We start from the raw sequence: 17,085 nt of genomic DNA, 5'->3' as shown, positions 1-17,085 counted from the left end.
CCGTCAAGTCAGCGTTGCCGCTCTGTAGGACCCAGCGAATCCTCCTCATCATCCATCTGCGGCTCCCCGGCGAAGGCGTCCATGTCGATCCGACCGGAACGGTTCATTCCCTCCATCCGCTCGACCAGGTCGGGGGTGTCGTCGGGGATGATCTGGGCGGGATTGGCCTTGCCGCCGCGCTCGCTGTCTTCGGACAGGTCGGTGCTGCGGACCCGCGCATCGTCGGCGACATCCTGCGCCTGCGATCCGCTGTCCCTCTGCTCGTCATTTTCCTCGATCGGGTCGGGGATGCGGTCTTTGTCGGCTTGGTCCATGGCATGTCTCCTTGGCCCATCAACGGATCAGCCGCGCCGCCGTTCCTCACCAGTCGAAAGCCTCTGGACAGCGGCGGCGGCAAGGGGCAAGAGCCGCCCCAATCCTTTCCCCGTTTCCGCTCGAAGGAACCCTCCCATGTCGCGCAAACTCATTTCCTCGGGCTCGCCGTTCGAAGCGCAGGTCGGCTATTCCCGCGCCGTCGTCCAGGGCGACTGGTGCTTCGTCGCCGGGACCACCGGCACCGACCCGGAAACCAAGGTGATGCCCGACAGCGTCGTTGAGCAGACCGCCAATGCGCTGAAAGTCATCGGCCGGGCGCTGGACGAAGCGGGTTTTTCCTTCGCCGATGTGGTGCGCGTGACCTATTATATCACCGACCCCGCTTATTGGGACGATCTGGGCCAGGCGACCGCCCCCATATTCGGCGACATCCGCCCCGCAGCCAGCTGCATCGTCACCGGCCTTATCAAGCCGGAGATGAAGGTCGAAGTCGAAGTCACCGCGTTCAAAGGCTGACCCCATGATTACCATGTACGGCATCAAAAATTGCGACACGATCAAGAAGGCGCGCAATTTCCTGGATAATGAGCGCGTGGCCTACAGCTTCCACGACTATAAGGTGTCCGGCGTCGACAAGGCAAAGCTGGAGGAATGGGTGATGGAACATGGATGGGAAACCATCCTCAACCGTTCCGGCACCACCTTCAAGGCGCTGGACGCGGGCGACAAGGCGCATATCGACGCGGACAAGGCGATCCTGCTGATGACGACCAACCCGTCGATGATCAAGCGGCCCATTCTGGAAGTCGGCGGGGCAATCGTCGTGGGCTTCAAGGCGACGACCTATGAAAACGCGCTGGCAGGCGTGAAGGCCTGACCGGCGGCGCGGCGGCTTGTCAAATGAGGTCGAGGGGCGAATAACGGGGCCATGCTTTCGCAGAAGACCCGTTACGCCATCCGCGCGCTCCAGCATCTCGCCGACCGCTACCGCCAGGGGCCCGTGCCCCTCAATGAAATTGCCACGCGGCAGAATATCCCGGCAAAGTTCCTGACGGTCATCCTGTCGGAAATGTCCCGCGAAGGCCTGGTGGCGACGCAGCGGGGGCGGGACGGCGGCTATTGGCTGGCGCTGGCCCCCATCGACATCAGCTATGGCGACATCGTTCGGCTGACGCGCGGCTCGCTGGCGCTGACGCCCTGTGCCAGCCGTTTTGCGCATGAAAGCTGCACCAACTGCCTGCCCGAATCGGAATGCCGCTTGCACCGCGTCATGTTGCGCGTGCGGGACGAAACGGCAAAGGTGCTGGACGGCATCAGCCTGGCCGAACCGCTCGGACTGGCGGAAGAGGTAGAGTAGCCCTTGCGCCGCGCGCGCAGCTTCGCCACATCTCCGCCATGACCACTCCTCCGCTCAAAGCCGCGCTGATCCCCGTCACGCCCCTGCAGCAGAATTGCACCCTGTTCTGGTGCACCGCCACCAATCGCGGCGCGTTCGTCGATCCGGGCGGCGATCTGCCGCGCCTGAAAGCAGCGGCGGAGCAACAGGGCGTCACCATCGAAAAGATATTGGTGACCCATGGCCATATCGACCATTGCGGGGAAGCGGGCATACTCGCCAAGGAACTGGGCGTGCCCATCGAAGGCCCCCATGAAGCCGACCGCTTCTGGATCAACCGGCTGGAGGAGGATGGCCGCAACTATGGGGTGAACGGCCAGATGTTCGAACCGGATCGCTGGCTCGCCGATGGCGACCAGGTCACCGTCGGCGATCTGACGCTGGACGTCTATCACTGCCCCGGCCACACGCCAGGCCATGTCGTCTTCCATCATGCGCCCAGCAAGCTTGCCATTGTGGGTGACGTGCTGTTCCAGGGGTCGATCGGGCGGACGGACTTCCCGATGGGGAACCACCAGCATCTGATAGACGCAATCACCGGGAAGCTTTGGCCCTTGGGCGGCGATACGGCGTTTGTGCCGGGACACGGCCCCATGAGCAATTTCGCCCATGAACGCCGCACCAACCCCTTTGTGGGTGACGCCGTGCTGGCCTGAACGGCCTAAACCTGGGCCGCAAGCGCGGGCGGGGCGGGAACCTCCCGCGTCGCGCTATAGGCGACATAGAGCGCCGCAATGGCCAGAGCGACCATTACGGCCCAGGTCAGCATGGCGCCTACGGCCCGCCAGGGCGTGGGATGATCGGCGTCCATGCCCAGCGGGTGGGCGATCCGCGCGACGGCATAAGCGCATGCCATGATCCACAGCCACGCCGGGGAACCGATCGCCAGTTCCACCAGAGCAAAAAGGATAAGGACCAGCGGCGTGTATTCAACGAAGTTCGCTTGCGCGCGCATCCGCCGCGCCAGCAACGGATCGCCGCCATCGCCATGCAATGTCTTGCTGGCCAACCGAATCCTCACGCAGCGCGTCGCCAGCCACAGGTTCAGAAATGCGCAGGCGGCGGCCAGCGTCAGCGTGATCGGCAGCAGCATGTTGTCTTCCTCCCTCGGCTTTTCAACGGTCGGCAGGGTAAAGGCAGCGGTGCCAAGGGCAAGGAAGGACTTGCGCCCCGATCAAAAAAGGCTATAGGCGCATGGCTTCGCGATCACCCGGGCCGCATGGGTCTGCGGCGCCTGTGGCGTCGTTTCCCGTCGGATACTGGCCGGTTGCACAACCAGATAATTACGGAATAAGGTGCCGACATGGCTGTCCCAAAGAGGAAAACTACCCCGTCCCGCCGTGGCATGCGCCGCAGCCATGATGCGCTGCGCGTCGAAGCGTTCCAGGAATGCTCGAATTGCGGTGAACTCAAGCGCCCGCACAATCTGTGCGAGGCCTGCGGCCACTATAATGGCCGTGAAGTCGTTGCTGTCGGGGCGTAACGACACTCTCTCTCCTGTAAAGGTGTCCTGAAGTGTCCAGCCAGCCGCGAATCGCAATCGACGCGATGGGCGGGGATGAAGGCGTGCGCGTGATGATCGCTGGCGTGGCGCTTGCCCGCCATCGTCACGAAGGGCTGCGCTTCACGCTGTTCGGGGACGAGTCGCGGATCAAGTCCGCGCTCGACAATCATCCGAATCTGCGCGCCGCCTCTGAAGTCGTTCATGCCAAGGACGTGGTGGATGCCGGGGACAAGCCCAGCGTCGCCATTCGCAAGAAGGCCAGCTCCATGAGTATGGCCATCGCTGCGGTGAAGGCTGGCGAAGCCGGGGCCGCCGTGTCTGCGGGCAATACCGGCGCGCTGATGGCGATGGCGAAAGTGGCTCTGCGTACCATGCCGGGGATCGATCGCCCGGCGTTGGCGGCGCTGCTGCCCACGCTTGGCGACAATGATGTGGTCATGCTGGACCTGGGTGCCAACACCGAATGCGATGCCCGCAACCTGGTGCAGTTCGCGGTGATGGGGGCGGCCTATGCCCGCATCGCGTTCGACCTGGACCGTCCCCGCGTCCGGCTCATGAATATCGGCACCGAGGAAATGAAGGGCACGGAGGAAATCCGCGACGCCGCCGCCATGCTGCGGGCCGCCGCCACCCTGCCGCTGTCGTTCGAGGGCTTTACCGAAGGCGACAAGATCGGTCGGGGCGATGCGGACGTGATCGTCAGCGATGGCTTTTCCGGCAATGTCGCGCTCAAGACAGCGGAGGGCACGGCCCGGTTCGTCACCGACCTGCTGCGCACCGCCTTCACCAGCTCCATTCGGTCCAAGATTGGCTTCCTGATTTCGAAGCCTGCGATGCATTTGCTGAAACATCATCTGGACCCCAACAACCATAATGGTGCAGTATTCCTGGGCCTCAACGGCGTGGTGGTGAAAAGCCATGGCAGCGCCAATGACAAGGGAGTCGCCAATGCGGTTCATGTCGCTGCGCGGTTGCTGGAAGAAGACATCACCCGGCGCATCGCCGCCGATATGGCAGGCATAGCGTCGCTGTCTGCGGTTGCGTCGAAACAGGAGCTGACCGCAAAGTGATCCGCAGATCCGTTCTTCTGGGCACCGGTTCCGCGCTGCCGGTCCGTGCGGTCAGCAATGCCGAACTGGCGCAGACCGTCGAGACGAGCGACGAATGGATTGTCGAACGCACCGGCATCCGCAACCGCCACATTGCGGGCGAAGGTGAAACGACGGCCAGCCTTGCGACCGGGGCCGCCCGCGCTGCCCTGGATATGGCGGGCCTTTCGCCGCAGGATATCGACCTCATCATCCTGGCGACCGCGACACCCGATCAGACCTTTCCTGCCAGCGCGACGCTGGTGCAGGCGGCGCTGGGCATCGACGATTGCGTCGCCTTCGACGTGGCTGCGGTATGTTCCGGCTTCCTCTATGCCGTGACCGTCGCCGACAGCATGATCCGGTCCGGCGCGGCCCAGCGCGCGCTGGTCATCGGTTCGGAAACCTTCAGCCGCATCCTGGATTGGGAAGATCGCACCACCTGCGTCCTGTTCGGTGACGGCGCTGGCGCGATCGTGCTTGGCGCGGAAGAAAGCACCGATGGCAAGCGCGGCATATTATCATCCAAACTTCACGCCGATGGGCGTCACAACCAGCTGCTTTATGTGGATGGCGGCCCATCGACCACCCAGACGGTGGGCAAGTTGCGCATGAAGGGGCAGGAAGTGTTCCGCCACGCCGTCGTCAACCTGGCTTCGGTGCTGACGGAAGTCATGGAACTGGCGGGCCTTGCCCCCACTGAAATCGACTGGCTGATCCCGCATCAGGCCAATGCGCGCATCCTGGACGCGACCGCTCGCAAGCTCAAACTGTCGCCTGACAAGGTGGTGATGACCGTAGACCGCCACGCCAATACATCGGCCGCTTCGGTGCCTTTGGCGCTTGATCTTGCCACGCGCGACGGGCGGATACAGCCGGGCGATTTGCTCGTGCTGGAAGCCATGGGCGGCGGCTTCACCTGGGGCGCATGCGTGCTGCGGGTCTGATCGTCTCTATTTGCGGCAATTTCATGGACTTTTCCCTGCAACTTGCCTTGCAGAATCGCTCAGCTTGTCGCAAAATCAATCGTTGAAATCCGCGAAATATCAAGCGGGTGTAGGTGGGGACGAATCATGACTGCTTCCGGCACATTGACGCGTGCGGATCTCGCCGAAAGCGTGAACCGTCATATCGGCCTTTCGCGCGCAGAGTCTGCCGCCATTATCGAATCCATATTGGAACATATGTCCGCGGCGCTGGAACGTGGCGAGAATGTGAAGATATCCAGTTTCGGCACCTTCGTGCTGCGCGACAAGACCGAGCGCATGGGCCGCAATCCCAAGACGGGCGTTGAAGTGCCGATCGAACCGCGCCGGGTACTCACCTTCCGCGCCAGCCAGACCATGCGGGACCGCGTCGCCGCGTCCTGATGGGGCGATTAGGGACTGATCTTTGAAGCGCTGCCATGTTGCCTTTGGGCGACTATGGGTGCAACATCATGGATATGGACAAGGCAGACGGCGCATTTCTGACGATCAGTGAACTGTCGGCGGAACTGGGCCTTCCCCAGCATATTTTGCGTTATTGGGAAACGCGCTTTCCTCAATTGCGACCGCTGCAACGGTCGGGCAACCGGCGTTACTACCGCCCGGCTGATGTGGCCCTTGTTCAGCGCATCAACCAGTTGCTGAATGTCGAAGGTTTCACTGTCCGTGGTGCGCAAAAGGCGCTTGCCGATGGGGGTGCCAAACCGGTGCCGGTCCGCAGCAATCCTGCGCCAGAGGCGTCGGCCCATGCCCAGCAGTCGCAGGATATTCTTGAACGGCTTCAATCCATTCGCGCTACATTGGCGCGCGCGGTGGATATCCCCTGACGCGGGAAAGGCGTTGCACCCGCGCCGACAATGCCTTCAGCCGCTTGGGTTCAGCGTGATCCGGGACCGAGCGCAGGATCGATATCACGGGGGCGAATGAAGCTCGCCAGCGTTGCGACATTCTTGCGCGCTTCGGTCCAATGGTCGATCGCCAGATCCATCGCCGCCAGGCTGGCAGTCGGAAACTTGACCTCGACATCCTCCCGCAGCGGGCTTGCCCCATTATCGGGCACAAGTTCCAATATCAGTTCCTCCAGCCCCGGATTATGTCCCGCCATCAACACGCTGTCCGCGGTTTCGGGCAGGTCGCGGATCACGTCAAACAAGGTGGCCGCCGACGCCAGATAAATGCGCCGGTCCCAGTGCGGCTCAAGCGGGTCGCCATAGCCAGCCAGGAAAGTGTCCAATGTCTGCGTGACGCGCACGGCGGGCGACGCGACCAGCATGTCGAACTGCATATTGTGCGACCGGGCGAACTGGCCAACGATCAATGCCGCCTTTTCTCCCCGTCGATTAAGTGGCCTATCGAAATCGCGTGCTACCGGATCGTCCCAGTCGGATTTGGCATGGCGGAAAAGGGTCAGCCGCTTCATCTTTGCTCCAGGTCGTGCGTGCCGGATTCGTCGTCCTGATGCCGTAGCGCCGCACCGCCGCCAATGCCAGCGCGGGAATGGGCGCTGACCGCTATGATCGCTTCATCCAATGTCACCCGCCGGATAGGCGTGCCAGGCGGAAAGGCGCTGAGCAGGCGGCTGGGCATGGCGGCCGACAGAATGACGAAGCTGCCGCTATCTTCCGCACGGCGGATCAGCCGACCGAAGGCCTGGGCCAATCTGGCGCGGATCAGCCGGTCGTCATAGGCCGCGCCGCCGCCAGCAAGTCGCCGCGCGGCATGAAGCACGGTGGGTTTGGACCAAGGAACCCCCTCCATCACCACCAGCCGCAGCGACTGGCCCGGCACGTCCACGCCATCGCGCAGGGCGTCCGTACCCAACAGCGACGCGCGCGGATCGTCGCGGAAAATGTCGATCAACGTGCCGGTGTCCATTGGATCGACATGCTGTGCGTAAAGCGGCAGCCCGCCCCGTGCGAGCCGGTCGGCGATCCGTGCGTGGACCGCCCGCAACCGCCGGATGGCGGTGAACAGGCCCAGCGTGCCGCCGCCCGCCGCTTCGATCAGCCGGGCATAGGCACCCGACAGGGCAGCGATGTCGCCGCGCTTGATATCGGTGACGATCAGCACTTCGGCGCGGCTGGGATAGTCGAAGGGGCTGGCCGCTTCGAACCGCTGCGCTCCGCGTGCCAGGTGGGCAGCGCCGCTGCGGCTTTCGGCATTGCTCCAGTCGCCGCCACCCTTGAGCGTCGCCGAAGTGACGAGCACGCCATGGGCGGGCTTCAACACTGTTTCGGCAAGGGGCCGGGTGGGGTCGAGCCAGTGGCGGTGGACGCCTATGTCATATTCGCGCCCCTCTACCCGGTCGACCGTCAGCCAGTCGACATAGTCCGGGTCGGCAGGTCCACCGATCCGTGCGAGCAAAGCCAGCCATGCCGTGATCAGGTCACGCCGCCAGCCGAGCGACGCGATCGCGCCTTCGATCCGGGCCCGCGCCGCACCGTCCAGCCAGTCCGGCGCGTCCTCCACTACCGCTTCCAACCGCTTGGCGAGCCGGGCGAGCGGACGCAGCAGCGCATCCAGCGCCAGCGCGGCATCCTGCGCAGCCTCCACCAGCGCCCCGTCAGGTTCGGCCAGCTCCGTTTCCAGCCCATAGCCAGCATCCGCCTCGCCCGTATCGGCGGCGCGCGCATATACGGTCCCGCGCACGGCGGCGAGCAGCTGTTCGACCGGGCCGAATGGTTCGCCCGCGACGATGCGCTTCAGCCATTCGTCGGCGGGCAAGGCCCGCGCCGCGTCCGCCGCCGCGCGGATGGCATCGCCGCCTTCCTCATCATAGCTGGCAAGGTCGGACAGGCGCGCCGCCAGCCCGCGCCGCCGCCCGCGCGAAGAGCCTTCCGGTCCCATGATCCAACGGCGCAGCTCGATCGCTTCATGCCCGGATAGCGCCACGGAAAAGGTTGCGTCAGCCGCGTCGAACAGATGGTGGCCTTCGTCGAAAACGATGCGTTGGGGGCGCTGCCCGGTTTCCCGGCCGCGCGCGGCGTTGATCATTACCAGCGCATGGTTGGCGATGACGATATCCGCTTCGGCGGACGCGCGCGCAGACCGTTCGATGAAGCATTTGCGGTAATGCGGACATCCCGCATAGATGCACTCGCCCCGCCGGTCGGTCAGCGCGGTCGATCCATTGCGCCGGAACAGGGTAGGCAACCAGCCGGGCAGGTCGCCGCCGACCATGTCGCCATCCTTGCTGTAGGCCGCCCAGCGCGCCACCAACTGCGCCAATATGGCGGCGCGTCCGGCAAAGCCGCCTTGCAGCGCATCCTCCAGATTGAGCAGGCAAAGATAATTTTCCCGGCCCTTGCGCACCACGACACGCCGCGCGGCGGTCGCGGGGTCAGGGAACAGGCGCAGGCTTTCGCGATCAAGCTGTCGTTGCAGCGCCTTGGTATAGGTGGAAATCCACACCGTACCCTGCGCCTGTGTCGCCCATAGGGACGCCGGGGCCAGATAGCCCAGCGTCTTGCCGATGCCTGTCCCCGCTTCGGCCAGCAACATGTTGGGCTGATCACGGTGCGCGCGGGGCAGGAAAGCCTCCACCGCCGCCGCCGCATAGGCGCGCTGGCCCGGCCGAGCTTCGGCCTGTGCGCCGGTAAGGTCGGAAAGGCGCGACAGCACCGCTTCCTCCTGCAAAGCGATGGATCGGGCGGCGGGTCGGGGTGGCGCTTCGTCCCATTCGGGCAGTCGGGTAAACAGCCAGCGTTCTGCTTCGGCGGGGCGGCGGATACGCGGTGCGACCAGGGGGCTCCAGGGCCAGCGGAGGCGATGAAGCGACTGGGCGCTGGTCCAGCCGCCTTCGCGTTCGGCCCAATCGGAACCTTCCAATATGCTGAGCAAGGCGGCTGTTGCCGATTGCAACAATGCGGGAATATCCGCTTCGGCTGTGGGCCGTTCCAGCCCCAGTGCCTCTGCCAGTCCCTTGGCCGTGGGCACAAGAAAGCGGGCAGGGTGCACAAAGGCCCACAGTTCCAGCAGGTCCAGCCCGTTCAGGTCGGGATAGCCCAGCCTCTGCCCCGTCAGCGGCGCATTGAGCAGCAGGACCGGCGTTTCCGCCGCGCGCCCGATCGCGTTGCCCTTGGCTACCGCCTGCGTGCTCGACCCGTCGCGCAGCCAGATGCCACCATGGCTGGCGTGAAGGGCGGGCAGGGCGGCAGGGTCGATCACGTCTGTTCGATTAGGCGACACGGAACAAAAGGGAAACCTGAAATTGGGCCAAAGACGGCGAACCGAGGCCGGTTTTCTTTACCCGTTCCCTTTCATCCAGACCGGGGCTAGGGGCATTGCATCATGACTGTGTCCGAAATCATCCGCACCGCCGCGCAAGCGTCCAAGGCCTGGCCCTATGAGGAAGCCCGCAAGCTTCTGAAGCGTTATCCGCAGGGCGCGCCTGACAAAGGCTATATCCTGTTCGAAACCGGTTATGGCCCATCGGGCCTGCCGCATATCGGCACGTTCAACGAAGTGCTGCGCACGACCATGGTGCGCAATGCCTATCATGCGCTGTCGGACATTCCGACCCGCCTCATCGCGTTCAGCGACGACATGGACGGGCTGCGCAAGGTGCCGGACAATGTCCCCAACCAGGCGATGCTGACGGAACATCTGGGCAAGCCGCTGACGCAGGTGCCCGATCCGTTCGGGAAGTTTGAGAGCTTCGCGCACCACAATAATGCGATGCTACGGGATTTTCTCGACCGCTTTGGTTTCGACTATGAATTCGTTTCGGCGACAGATCGCTACAGGTCCGGCGCGTTCGACGATGCGCTGAAGAATGTCCTGCGCCACTATCAGGACATTCTGGACATCATGCTGCCGACGCTGCGCAAGGAACGGCAGGCGACCTATTCCCCGGTCCTGCCGGTCAGTCCCAAAAGCGGCATCGTGCTGCAGGTCCCGGTCGAGGTGATTGACGCGGATGCCGGCCTGGTCCGTTTCGAGGATGAAGGCGAAATCATCGAACAGTCGATCCTGTCGGGCGGGGCCAAGCTGCAATGGAAGGTCGACTGGGCCATGCGCTGGGTCGCGCTGGGCGTCGACTATGAAATGGCGGGCAAGGACCTGATCGATTCGGTCACGCAAAGTTCGCGGATTTGCCGCGCGCTGGGCGCTCGCCCGCCTGAGGGCTTCAACTACGAAATGTTCCTGGATGAAAAGGGAGAGAAAATCTCCAAGTCCAAGGGCAATGGCCTCAGCCTTGAACAATGGCTGACCTATGGCCCGCAGGAGAGCCTGGCCTTCTACGCCTATCGCGAGCCGAAAAAGGCCAAGCAACTGCACATGGGCGTCATCCCGCGCGCGGTGGACGAATATTGGCAGTTCCGCGGCAATTATCCCAAGCAGGCGGTCGAACAGCAGTTGGGCAACCCGGTCCATCATGTTCACAACGGCACCCTGCCTGAAGGCGAATTGCCGGTAACCTTCGGCTTGCTGCTGAACCTTGTCGGCGTGATGAGCGATGCCCGGCGCGATCAGGTGTGGGGATATCTGCAAAATTATGTGCCGGGTGCCAGCGCGGAAGCCTATCCTGAATTGGATGCGCTGATCGGTCATGCGCTCGCCTATCACCGGGATTTCGTCGCGCCGACGCTTCAGCGCCGCGCGCCAGAGCCGAACGAAGCCGCCGCGCTTCGCAGGCTGGACGCGGAGCTGGCGGCTCTGCCCGCCGACGCGAGCGCGGAAGATGTGCAGAACATCGTCTATGCGATTGGCAAGGATGAAGAGTTCGGATTTGCCGAGTTGAGGGACTGGTTCAAGGCGCTGTATCAAACGCTCCTGGGTGCCGATCAGGGGCCGCGCATGGGTAGTTTCATCGCCCTGTACGGCATTGCCAACAGCCGCCGACTGATCGCCGAGGCGTTAGGAGAATAAGGCGGCGGGTGCGGAACATTACGCACCCCCGAACGTTACATCCTGTGGTCCACCCCCCTTTCGGACTGATGGCGCGCCTCGCGCGTGTCATCGGCCGCGCCCGCTCGGAGACGAGCGGCGCGGCCAAGGGTTTTAACTTCCTCCAATACGCCCGGAATCAGAACGGCCCCGGATCATAGACCCGGGGCCGACGCTTTTTTTAAAGCCTATCGCGATTACCAGAAAAAGCCGCGATGCACCTGCATGACCCGACCGCTGCGGACGTTGACCAGCAGCACGTCATTATAGTGCCTTACCCAACGCAGGTTGTTGCCGGGGCGGGGCAGGCGATAGCGATAGGGATCGCTGATATAATAGCGTGAGCTATAATAAGCGGGCCGGATTCGCGCGCCTTCGTTCCAGCGCTGGTAGCGGAAAGGCGCACGCCAGTTTCCTGCACGATAGACATTGCGGTTTGAACGGCGGTAGTCGCGCCAATCTTCCCGCACCTCACGCCGCGCTTCTCGCACATCGCGGCGCTCTTCGCGCACATCGCGGCGGTCGCCATAGCGGCGGGCGTCGCGCAATTCACGCTGTTCCTGCCGCAGTTCCCGCGCGCTGTCGCGGACCTCGCCGCGCGACTGGGCCATGGCCGCGCCGGGCATGGCGGTTGCTGCGATCAGGCCCAGGATGATCAACTTACGCATATAATTTCTCCCATCATCTTGGCGGTTGAACCTGCGAGGCTTAACTTTTCAGCCCTTTGGCAGGATCCGCCGCCAACATGATGCTTATGCCCGGCTTGCGCTGAACCGACCGCGAACGGGTCGGTCAGCTACCGGTCATTTATGTCGCAATGTGTATCATAGATGATGAAGGCGGCAGGATGCCTCAGGCTCCCCAGCGCCGTTCACGAAACCATTTGGTGACCACATATTTCATCCCGCCTTCCACCGGCTTGGCGGCATGCAGGCTGTTGGGATTGGGTGCGCCGTCGGGATTCATATTATTCCAGACCAGGATCATGCCCTCAACCGGTGGCACCATGAATTCGCAGTGCGGAAAATGGGTTTCACCCCCTGCGTCGACGGCGGACAGATAGATCATCGCGGTCCAGCTTCGCTGCCCGCCCGACTTGCGCATGGCGGGCCAGTAGTTGGCGGTGACCGGAAAATAGTCGCAATGCGCCTTATATTCCTGGCCTGCGACATAGCGCTGGCCCTGCAGCGTTTCGCCATGATCGGCGGGCAGGCCGGTCAGCGCGCAAATCCGGTCGCTGACCGCCATGACCAGCGGGTTCGCCGGGTCCAGGTTGCAGCTATGGCTGGTGCGATATTCGGCATTGGCACCATCTGAAAACAGGGTGGAAGGCTGCGCGCCCGCGTCGATCAGCGCCCGCAAATCCGCGCACTCAGCCTCGCTCAAAAAATCGCGGCGTCCGTAGATTTCCAGTAAGGGGGCGTTGATGCGGCTGACCATGGGATTGCGGTCCAGCCGGGCACGCACGGTCTGCCCGATCCGTGCACGAGCGGCGGATGCAACGCCTCCATCATCGATCACAGCAGTCATGAACGCTTCCTGCCACCGTTGATCCCGACGCCGCAAATGAAAAAGACCCGAAGCCTGTGACTTCGGGTCCAATCAGTCTGAAGGTCATTCAGCCGTTGCAATATGATTCGCGGATGTCGTTCACCAGAAGAAGTCGTGGATCACATCGACGACATAGCCATCGCGAATGTCGACCAGCAGCGCATCGTCATAATAGCGGACCCAGCGCAGCGTCCCATAAGCGGGCGGCAGGCGGTATGACCAGGGGTCGTTGATCCAATAGCTGTTGGAGAATAACAGGCTGTTGAGGACGATCCCTATCGAATAGCGATTATAGCCGTAACTCCATCCGCGCGGGGCATGATAACGTCCGACGCGGTAGCGATCGCTATAATGGGAGCGATAGCTGCGCCAGTCGTAACGGCGATCCTGCCGCCAGTCATTGTTCCAGCGCCGCTGGCTGCTCCAGCGGGTGCGATCGTCGAACCGTCGGCCAACGGCGGCATTGCCGCGCCAGCGCCGATCGTCATTATTCCACCGCTCATTGCCCCGACGGTCGTCTCGCCGATCGACCCGGCGGTCCTCTCGGCGGTTATCGCGTGTTTCACGCCGGTTTTCCTGCAATGCACGAGGGCCATCCTGCGATGAGCGCATGACGCGCCAGCCTTCGCGGCGTTCGGTGCCTATGTTATTGGGCCTGCGCGCCTCACCCTGCCAGCGTGCCTGGGGTCGTGGCTGTACCACCCGCGCGGCAGGTCGATCGTCGCGGCGTTGCTGTTGCGCGCGCTGGCCCTGGCGCTGCTGACGCGCTTCGCCGCCCTGACGTCCGCTGTCGGCACGGGCGGCGGGCCGCTCGCTGCGACCGCGCCATCCACTATCGTCCCCACGTTGGGCATAAGCGGGGGCTGTGCCGCCTAATATTGTCGCCGACATCAGTCCCAACAGCATGATTTTCTTCAACATGATCTTCGCTTTCCGTTAGGGCATCGCGCCCTCATGCTGCCTTGTTACTTTAGCTGCCATGTCGAGAGGCTGAACTTGTTTGTCAGCAATTTGAAAGGGCCCTATTGTTAGCGCACGGTCGTAGGAAAATAGAGTCTCGGATCTTCGGGGGGAAAGAAAACCCCACGAACCGAGCGACTAAGCCGAATAAGCTGATTTGCATCAAGGCGCGACCCGATAACTGCCATTAGGAATGCCGAGTGAAGAGAATGCCTATTTCTGGCCGTGTGCGACAGGCCCTGCGTGAAGCGACGATGGCGGGGCATCAGCGCGTCGACGATTTGTTTTCCCGTTTTTCCCTGGACACGCCGGAAAGCTATGGTGCCTTTTTGAAGGCCCATGCCCGCGCGCTTGCTCCGCTGGAGGCGATGGCCCGGCCTGACGCGTCGCGCCTGCCCAAATTGGCGGCGGATCTCGCGGCGCTGGGTGAATCAATGCCTGACGCCCTCATCATGCAGACGTCAGACAGCGACGCGTTCCGCTGGGGCGCGCTGTACGCGCTGGAAGGGTCGCGGCTGGGTGGGTCCGTGCTCGAACGCCGGGTCGCTACCGGCCTTCCCCGCGCCTATCTTTCGTCGGTGCATGAAAAGGGTGGGTGGCAGGCCTTCCAGCAGTCGCTCGACGCCGCGGCTGAAGGGGAGGGCGATGATTGGATCGGTGAAGCGGTACAAGGTGCCGAAGCGGCCTTTGCGCTGTTCGCCGCCGCCGCGTCCAGCGAGCAGGCATTGACGCATGGCTGATGGCCCCGAACCAGAGGGTGCAGGCTTTGCCGTCGACATCAGCAATTGCGACCGCGAACCGATCCACGTTCCGGGCATGATCCAGCCTTTCGGGTTTCTGGTCGCGCTGACCTCCGACTGGCTGGTGTCGCGCGTATCGGCGAATATCGACCAGTTCATCAAGCTGACGCCACAGGACATGCTGGGCCACCCGATCAGCGACATCTTCTCTCCCGACGCGATCCACACCTTACGCAACCGAATCACGCTCCTGCGCGGGGCGGATGCGGTTGAGCGGATGTTCTCCCTCGTCCTGGTCGATGGATGCCCACCCTTCGACGTGGCCGTGCATTTCTCCGGTTCACTCGTGATCATTGAGGCGGAACCTGCCCGCGCCGATGAGATGGAAGCGACCGGCATGGTCCGTTCCATGGTGGCGCGACTGGCGCAGGCAGACGGCATGTCGCCGTTCCTGCGCGATGGCGCGCGCCAGGTGCGGGCGCTGACGGGCTTCGACCGGGTCATGGTCTACCGCTTCGCCGAGGGCGGAGACGGTGAAGTCGTCGCCGAAGCCTTGCGGCCGGGCATAGACAGCTTTTTCGGGCTTCATTACCCCGCATCGGACATTCCGCAGCAAGCGCGCGCGCTTTACCTGCGCAACATCTTCCGCGTGATCGCGGATGTGAAGGCAGAGCCGGTGCCGGTCGTGCCCGTGCTCGACCCGTCAGGGGTGGCGCTCGACATGTCGCTCAGCCTGTTGCGGGCAGTCTCTCCCATTCATATCGAATATCTCGGCAATATGGGTGTGGGCGCATCGCTTTCCATTTCCATCATCGTGGGAGGAAGGCTGTGGGGCCTTTTCGCCTGCCACCATTATGGCCCGCGCCTGCCCAGTTTCGCGCAGCGCAGTGCCGCCGAACTGTTCGGCCAGATATTTTCCATGATGCTGGAAAGCCGCGAGCGTGCCGAAGTTGCGGACTATGAGGGCAAAGCGCGGCAGGTGGCTGACCGACTGATGTCGGCTGTCGCGCAGGATAATGATCTTTTGTCCAATGCCCGGTGGCTGGGCGACGTCATTTTCGACACGATCCCGGCTGAAGGCGTGGGGGTTTATATTGACGGCCAGATGACGCTGTCAGGATTGACGCCTGATGAAACATCCTTCGCAGCGCTGATAAACCTGCTCAATCGCACCGCCGCCAGCCAAGTCTACACCACCGACAGCCTGTCCCGCATCATGCCGGAAGCCGCCGCCTTTGCCGACCGCGCCGCTGGGCTGCTCGCCATCCCGCTGTCGCGTCGCCCGCGTGATTATGTGGTTTTGTTCAGGCCCGAACAACTCCGTTCGGTTCGCTGGGCAGGCAATCAGGAAAAGCATATCGAATATGGGCCGAACGGCCCCCGTTTGACGCCGCGCAAGAGTTTCGAGGAATGGTCGCAACTGGTGAAGGGCACCGCCGTGCCGTTCACGCCGCCGGAATTGCGCGTCGCTGAAGCGTTGCGCACGGCCTTGCTGGAGGTGGTGCTGCGCCTGTCGGATTCCGCCAATGAGGAACGGCACCGCGCGCATGAGAAGCAGGAACTTCTCATCGCTGAGCTTAACCATCGCGTTCGCAATATCCTGTCCGTGATCCGCGGATTGCTGTCGCAGACGCGCGGCAGCGCTGGATCGGTGGAAGAGTTCATCGGGACATTGGAGAGCCGGGTTCACGCCCTGGCGCGCGCCCATGACCAGATCACGGCTGATCGTTGGTCGCCCGCGCGGCTGTATGACCTGATCGAGGTGGAGGCGGGTGCCTATCTTGGCGAAAGGCGGGACCGGGTAAAACTGACCGGCCCCAATATATTGCTGACGCCTTCGGCCTTTACGGTCATGGCGCTCGTGATCCATGAACTTTTGACCAATGCTGCCAAATATGGCGCATTGTCCGACGGCGGCGTGGTCTCCATCGACTGGCATGTCGATGTGGATGGCAGCCTGCTGCTCCACTGGATAGAAAATGGCGGCCCCGCCGTGGTCGCGCCCACCCGCCGAGGTTTCGGGTCGACGGTCATAGAAAGGTCCATTCCTTACGACCTGGGTGGCAAGGCGGAAGTGTCCTATCGGCTCGCAGGGGTAGAAGCGCACTTCTGTATTCCATCGACCTATGTGGCGTCGGTGCTGCCGGACATCGTGAACAAGGAACGCGCCCAGGCCGTGCCCGACGCCACGCCCGAATTGCTCAAGGGCCGCACCGTGCTGCTGGTCGAAGATAATATGATCATCGCCATGGACGGAGAGGATGCGCTGCGCGATCTTGGTGCCGACGTCATCACCGCAGCCAGCATAGGCCGTGCGCGCGAAGCGATCGCGTTGCGCAAGGTCGATTTCGCCGTGCTTGATTTCAACTTGGGGAATGAAACCAGCCTGCCCATCGCGGATTTGCTGACCGAACGGAGGGTGAGCTTCATTTTCGCGACCGGCTATGGCGACGGGCTGGAACTGCCCGCGCGTTACAATCATGTCACCCTACTCAAAAAGCCATATTCGGGCGCGACGCTCGCCCAAGCCATCGCTCCGTTGGTCGATGAGGAAGGCCGATCCTGAACAGCTTGGCCGGCGCAGTCGGATAGGAAGCGGCTTGGGTTGAAACGCATTGTTTCAGCGCGCGATGTTGCGCATGGCGACAAAGCGCAT

At 63.0% G+C, this 17,085-nt stretch carries 19 protein-coding genes; 12 read left to right on the top strand and 7 right to left on the bottom strand.

Annotated features, from left to right (window positions below):
• Window positions 1–8: 8 nt before the first annotated feature.
• Window positions 9–314, bottom strand: a complete 306-nt coding sequence (locus FHS54_RS12255) for a hypothetical protein (protein WP_167304081.1) — start codon at window positions 312–314, stop codon at window positions 9–11.
• A 136-nt stretch (window positions 315–450) separates the two neighbouring features.
• Here FHS54_RS12255 and FHS54_RS12250 point away from each other — a divergent pair, with 136 nt between their 5' ends.
• From FHS54_RS12250 to FHS54_RS12235, 4 genes are read left to right on the top strand one after another with little or no spacing between them, the layout of a single operon-like run.
• Complete coding sequence (locus FHS54_RS12250) at window positions 451–831, top strand: RidA family protein (RefSeq protein ID WP_167304080.1); 381 nt, start codon at window positions 451–453, stop codon at window positions 829–831.
• A 4-nt stretch (window positions 832–835) separates the two neighbouring features.
• Window positions 836–1,192, top strand: coding sequence for an ArsC family reductase (locus tag FHS54_RS12245; protein ID WP_167304079.1), 357 nt, complete (start codon window positions 836–838; stop codon window positions 1,190–1,192).
• 51 nt (window positions 1,193–1,243) lie between these two features.
• Entirely contained in the window at window positions 1,244–1,672 is a 429-nt protein-coding gene (locus FHS54_RS12240; protein ID WP_167304078.1) for an RrF2 family transcriptional regulator, read from the top strand.
• A gap of 38 nt (window positions 1,673–1,710) precedes the next feature.
• Entirely contained in the window at window positions 1,711–2,367 is a 657-nt protein-coding gene (locus FHS54_RS12235) for an MBL fold metallo-hydrolase (protein WP_167304077.1), read from the top strand.
• Between the two features lie 5 nt (window positions 2,368–2,372).
• Here the strand turns inward: FHS54_RS12235 and FHS54_RS12230 are convergent, their stop codons facing one another.
• A complete protein-coding gene (locus FHS54_RS12230; RefSeq protein ID WP_167304076.1) occupies window positions 2,373–2,804 on the bottom strand; it encodes an MAPEG family protein in 432 nt (143 codons plus the stop codon).
• A 210-nt stretch (window positions 2,805–3,014) separates the two neighbouring features.
• Between FHS54_RS12230 and rpmF the strand changes: the two genes are divergently transcribed.
• The 5 genes from rpmF to FHS54_RS12205 all read left to right on the top strand — a co-directional run bounded on the left by rpmF (window position 3,015) and on the right by FHS54_RS12205 (window position 6,116).
• A complete protein-coding gene (gene rpmF, locus FHS54_RS12225) occupies window positions 3,015–3,194 on the top strand; it encodes a 50S ribosomal protein L32 (RefSeq protein ID WP_167304075.1) in 180 nt (59 codons plus the stop codon).
• A gap of 65 nt (window positions 3,195–3,259) precedes the next feature.
• Window positions 3,260–4,285: a phosphate acyltransferase PlsX gene (plsX, locus tag FHS54_RS12220; RefSeq protein WP_208404972.1), complete on the top strand. Its 1,026-nt coding sequence runs from the start codon at window positions 3,260–3,262 to the stop codon at window positions 4,283–4,285.
• The gene (locus FHS54_RS12215) at window positions 4,282–5,250 is read left to right on the top strand and encodes a beta-ketoacyl-ACP synthase 3 (protein WP_167304073.1); all 969 of its coding nucleotides are present in this window, start codon (window positions 4,282–4,284) and stop codon (window positions 5,248–5,250) included. The genes plsX and FHS54_RS12215 overlap by 4 nt, the downstream gene beginning before the upstream one ends.
• Before the next feature lie 126 nt (window positions 5,251–5,376).
• Complete coding sequence (locus FHS54_RS12210) at window positions 5,377–5,673, top strand: integration host factor subunit alpha (RefSeq protein ID WP_167304072.1); 297 nt, start codon at window positions 5,377–5,379, stop codon at window positions 5,671–5,673.
• A 74-nt stretch (window positions 5,674–5,747) separates the two neighbouring features.
• Window positions 5,748–6,116, top strand: a complete 369-nt coding sequence (locus FHS54_RS12205; RefSeq protein ID WP_167304465.1) for a MerR family transcriptional regulator — start codon at window positions 5,748–5,750, stop codon at window positions 6,114–6,116.
• A 50-nt stretch (window positions 6,117–6,166) separates the two neighbouring features.
• Here FHS54_RS12205 and FHS54_RS12200 read toward each other — a convergent pair whose 3' ends face one another.
• Both FHS54_RS12200 and FHS54_RS12195 read right to left on the bottom strand, forming a co-directional pair.
• Window positions 6,167–6,709 carry a SixA phosphatase family protein gene (locus FHS54_RS12200; RefSeq protein WP_167304071.1) on the bottom strand — a complete coding sequence of 181 codons (543 nt, stop codon included), beginning with the start codon at window positions 6,707–6,709 and terminating at the stop codon, window positions 6,167–6,169.
• Window positions 6,706–9,456: a helicase C-terminal domain-containing protein gene (locus FHS54_RS12195; protein ID WP_167304070.1), complete on the bottom strand. Its 2,751-nt coding sequence runs from the start codon at window positions 9,454–9,456 to the stop codon at window positions 6,706–6,708. Before FHS54_RS12195 ends, FHS54_RS12200 begins: the two co-directional genes overlap by 4 nt.
• A gap of 123 nt (window positions 9,457–9,579) precedes the next feature.
• Here FHS54_RS12195 and FHS54_RS12190 point away from each other — a divergent pair, with 123 nt between their 5' ends.
• Entirely contained in the window at window positions 9,580–11,160 is a 1,581-nt protein-coding gene (locus tag FHS54_RS12190; protein ID WP_167304069.1) for a lysine--tRNA ligase, read from the top strand.
• A 215-nt stretch (window positions 11,161–11,375) separates the two neighbouring features.
• Here the strand turns inward: FHS54_RS12190 and FHS54_RS12185 are convergent, their stop codons facing one another.
• The 3 genes from FHS54_RS12185 to FHS54_RS12175 all read right to left on the bottom strand — a co-directional run bounded on the left by FHS54_RS12185 (window position 11,376) and on the right by FHS54_RS12175 (window position 13,650).
• Window positions 11,376–11,846, bottom strand: a complete 471-nt coding sequence (locus FHS54_RS12185; protein ID WP_167304068.1) for an RcnB family protein — start codon at window positions 11,844–11,846, stop codon at window positions 11,376–11,378.
• Between the two features lie 184 nt (window positions 11,847–12,030).
• The gene (locus FHS54_RS12180) at window positions 12,031–12,708 is read right to left on the bottom strand and encodes a 2OG-Fe(II) oxygenase (RefSeq protein ID WP_167304067.1); all 678 of its coding nucleotides are present in this window, start codon (window positions 12,706–12,708) and stop codon (window positions 12,031–12,033) included.
• Window positions 12,709–12,828: 120 nt separating this feature from the next.
• On the bottom strand, window positions 12,829–13,650 hold the full coding sequence (locus tag FHS54_RS12175) for an RcnB family protein (protein ID WP_243855741.1): 822 nt from the start codon (window positions 13,648–13,650) through the stop codon (window positions 12,829–12,831).
• Between the two features lie 248 nt (window positions 13,651–13,898).
• On the opposite strand from FHS54_RS12175, the gene FHS54_RS12170 reads away from it, so the two are divergent.
• Together FHS54_RS12170 and FHS54_RS12165 are read left to right on the top strand one after the other, a co-directional pair.
• Window positions 13,899–14,429 carry a biliverdin-producing heme oxygenase gene (locus FHS54_RS12170; protein ID WP_243855768.1) on the top strand — a complete coding sequence of 177 codons (531 nt, stop codon included), beginning with the start codon at window positions 13,899–13,901 and terminating at the stop codon, window positions 14,427–14,429.
• Window positions 14,422–16,995: an HWE histidine kinase domain-containing protein gene (locus FHS54_RS12165; protein WP_167304066.1), complete on the top strand. Its 2,574-nt coding sequence runs from the start codon at window positions 14,422–14,424 to the stop codon at window positions 16,993–16,995. Before FHS54_RS12170 ends, FHS54_RS12165 begins: the two co-directional genes overlap by 8 nt.
• Window positions 16,996–17,085: the final 90 nt, after the last annotated feature.

The organism is Sphingobium vermicomposti (genome assembly GCF_011762025.1).
GTDB lineage: Bacteria > Pseudomonadota > Alphaproteobacteria > Sphingomonadales > Sphingomonadaceae > Sphingobium > Sphingobium vermicomposti.
This window is presented reverse-complemented; position numbering and strand designations above follow the sequence as displayed.

Bases quoted from the DNA above. Each gene is read 5' to 3' on its own strand.
- FHS54_RS12205 (WP_167304465.1), top strand. From the start codon at position 5,748: ATGGACAAGGCAGACGGCGCATTTCTGACGATCAGTGAACTGTCGGCG.
- FHS54_RS12210 (WP_167304072.1), top strand. From the start codon at position 5,377: ATGACTGCTTCCGGCACATTGACGCGTGCGGATCTCGCCGAAAGCGTG.
- FHS54_RS12240 (WP_167304078.1), top strand. From the start codon at position 1,244: ATGCTTTCGCAGAAGACCCGTTACGCCATCCGCGCGCTCCAGCATCTC.
- FHS54_RS12165 (WP_167304066.1), top strand. From the start codon at position 14,422: ATGGCTGATGGCCCCGAACCAGAGGGTGCAGGCTTTGCCGTCGACATC.
- FHS54_RS12230 (WP_167304076.1), bottom strand. From the start codon at position 2,804: ATGCTGCTGCCGATCACGCTGACGCTGGCCGCCGCCTGCGCATTTCTG.
- plsX (WP_208404972.1), top strand. From the start codon at position 3,260: ATGGGCGGGGATGAAGGCGTGCGCGTGATGATCGCTGGCGTGGCGCTT.
- rpmF (WP_167304075.1), top strand. From the start codon at position 3,015: ATGGCTGTCCCAAAGAGGAAAACTACCCCGTCCCGCCGTGGCATGCGC.
- FHS54_RS12250 (WP_167304080.1), top strand. From the start codon at position 451: ATGTCGCGCAAACTCATTTCCTCGGGCTCGCCGTTCGAAGCGCAGGTC.
- FHS54_RS12235 (WP_167304077.1), top strand. From the start codon at position 1,711: ATGACCACTCCTCCGCTCAAAGCCGCGCTGATCCCCGTCACGCCCCTG.
- FHS54_RS12175 (WP_243855741.1), bottom strand. From the start codon at position 13,650: ATGTTGAAGAAAATCATGCTGTTGGGACTGATGTCGGCGACAATATTA.
- FHS54_RS12200 (WP_167304071.1), bottom strand. From the start codon at position 6,709: ATGAAGCGGCTGACCCTTTTCCGCCATGCCAAATCCGACTGGGACGAT.
- FHS54_RS12170 (WP_243855768.1), top strand. From the start codon at position 13,899: ATGCCTATTTCTGGCCGTGTGCGACAGGCCCTGCGTGAAGCGACGATG.
- FHS54_RS12190 (WP_167304069.1), top strand. From the start codon at position 9,580: ATGACTGTGTCCGAAATCATCCGCACCGCCGCGCAAGCGTCCAAGGCC.
- FHS54_RS12245 (WP_167304079.1), top strand. From the start codon at position 836: ATGATTACCATGTACGGCATCAAAAATTGCGACACGATCAAGAAGGCG.
- FHS54_RS12185 (WP_167304068.1), bottom strand. From the start codon at position 11,846: ATGCGTAAGTTGATCATCCTGGGCCTGATCGCAGCAACCGCCATGCCC.
- FHS54_RS12255 (WP_167304081.1), bottom strand. From the start codon at position 314: ATGGACCAAGCCGACAAAGACCGCATCCCCGACCCGATCGAGGAAAAT.
- FHS54_RS12180 (WP_167304067.1), bottom strand. From the start codon at position 12,708: ATGACTGCTGTGATCGATGATGGAGGCGTTGCATCCGCCGCTCGTGCA.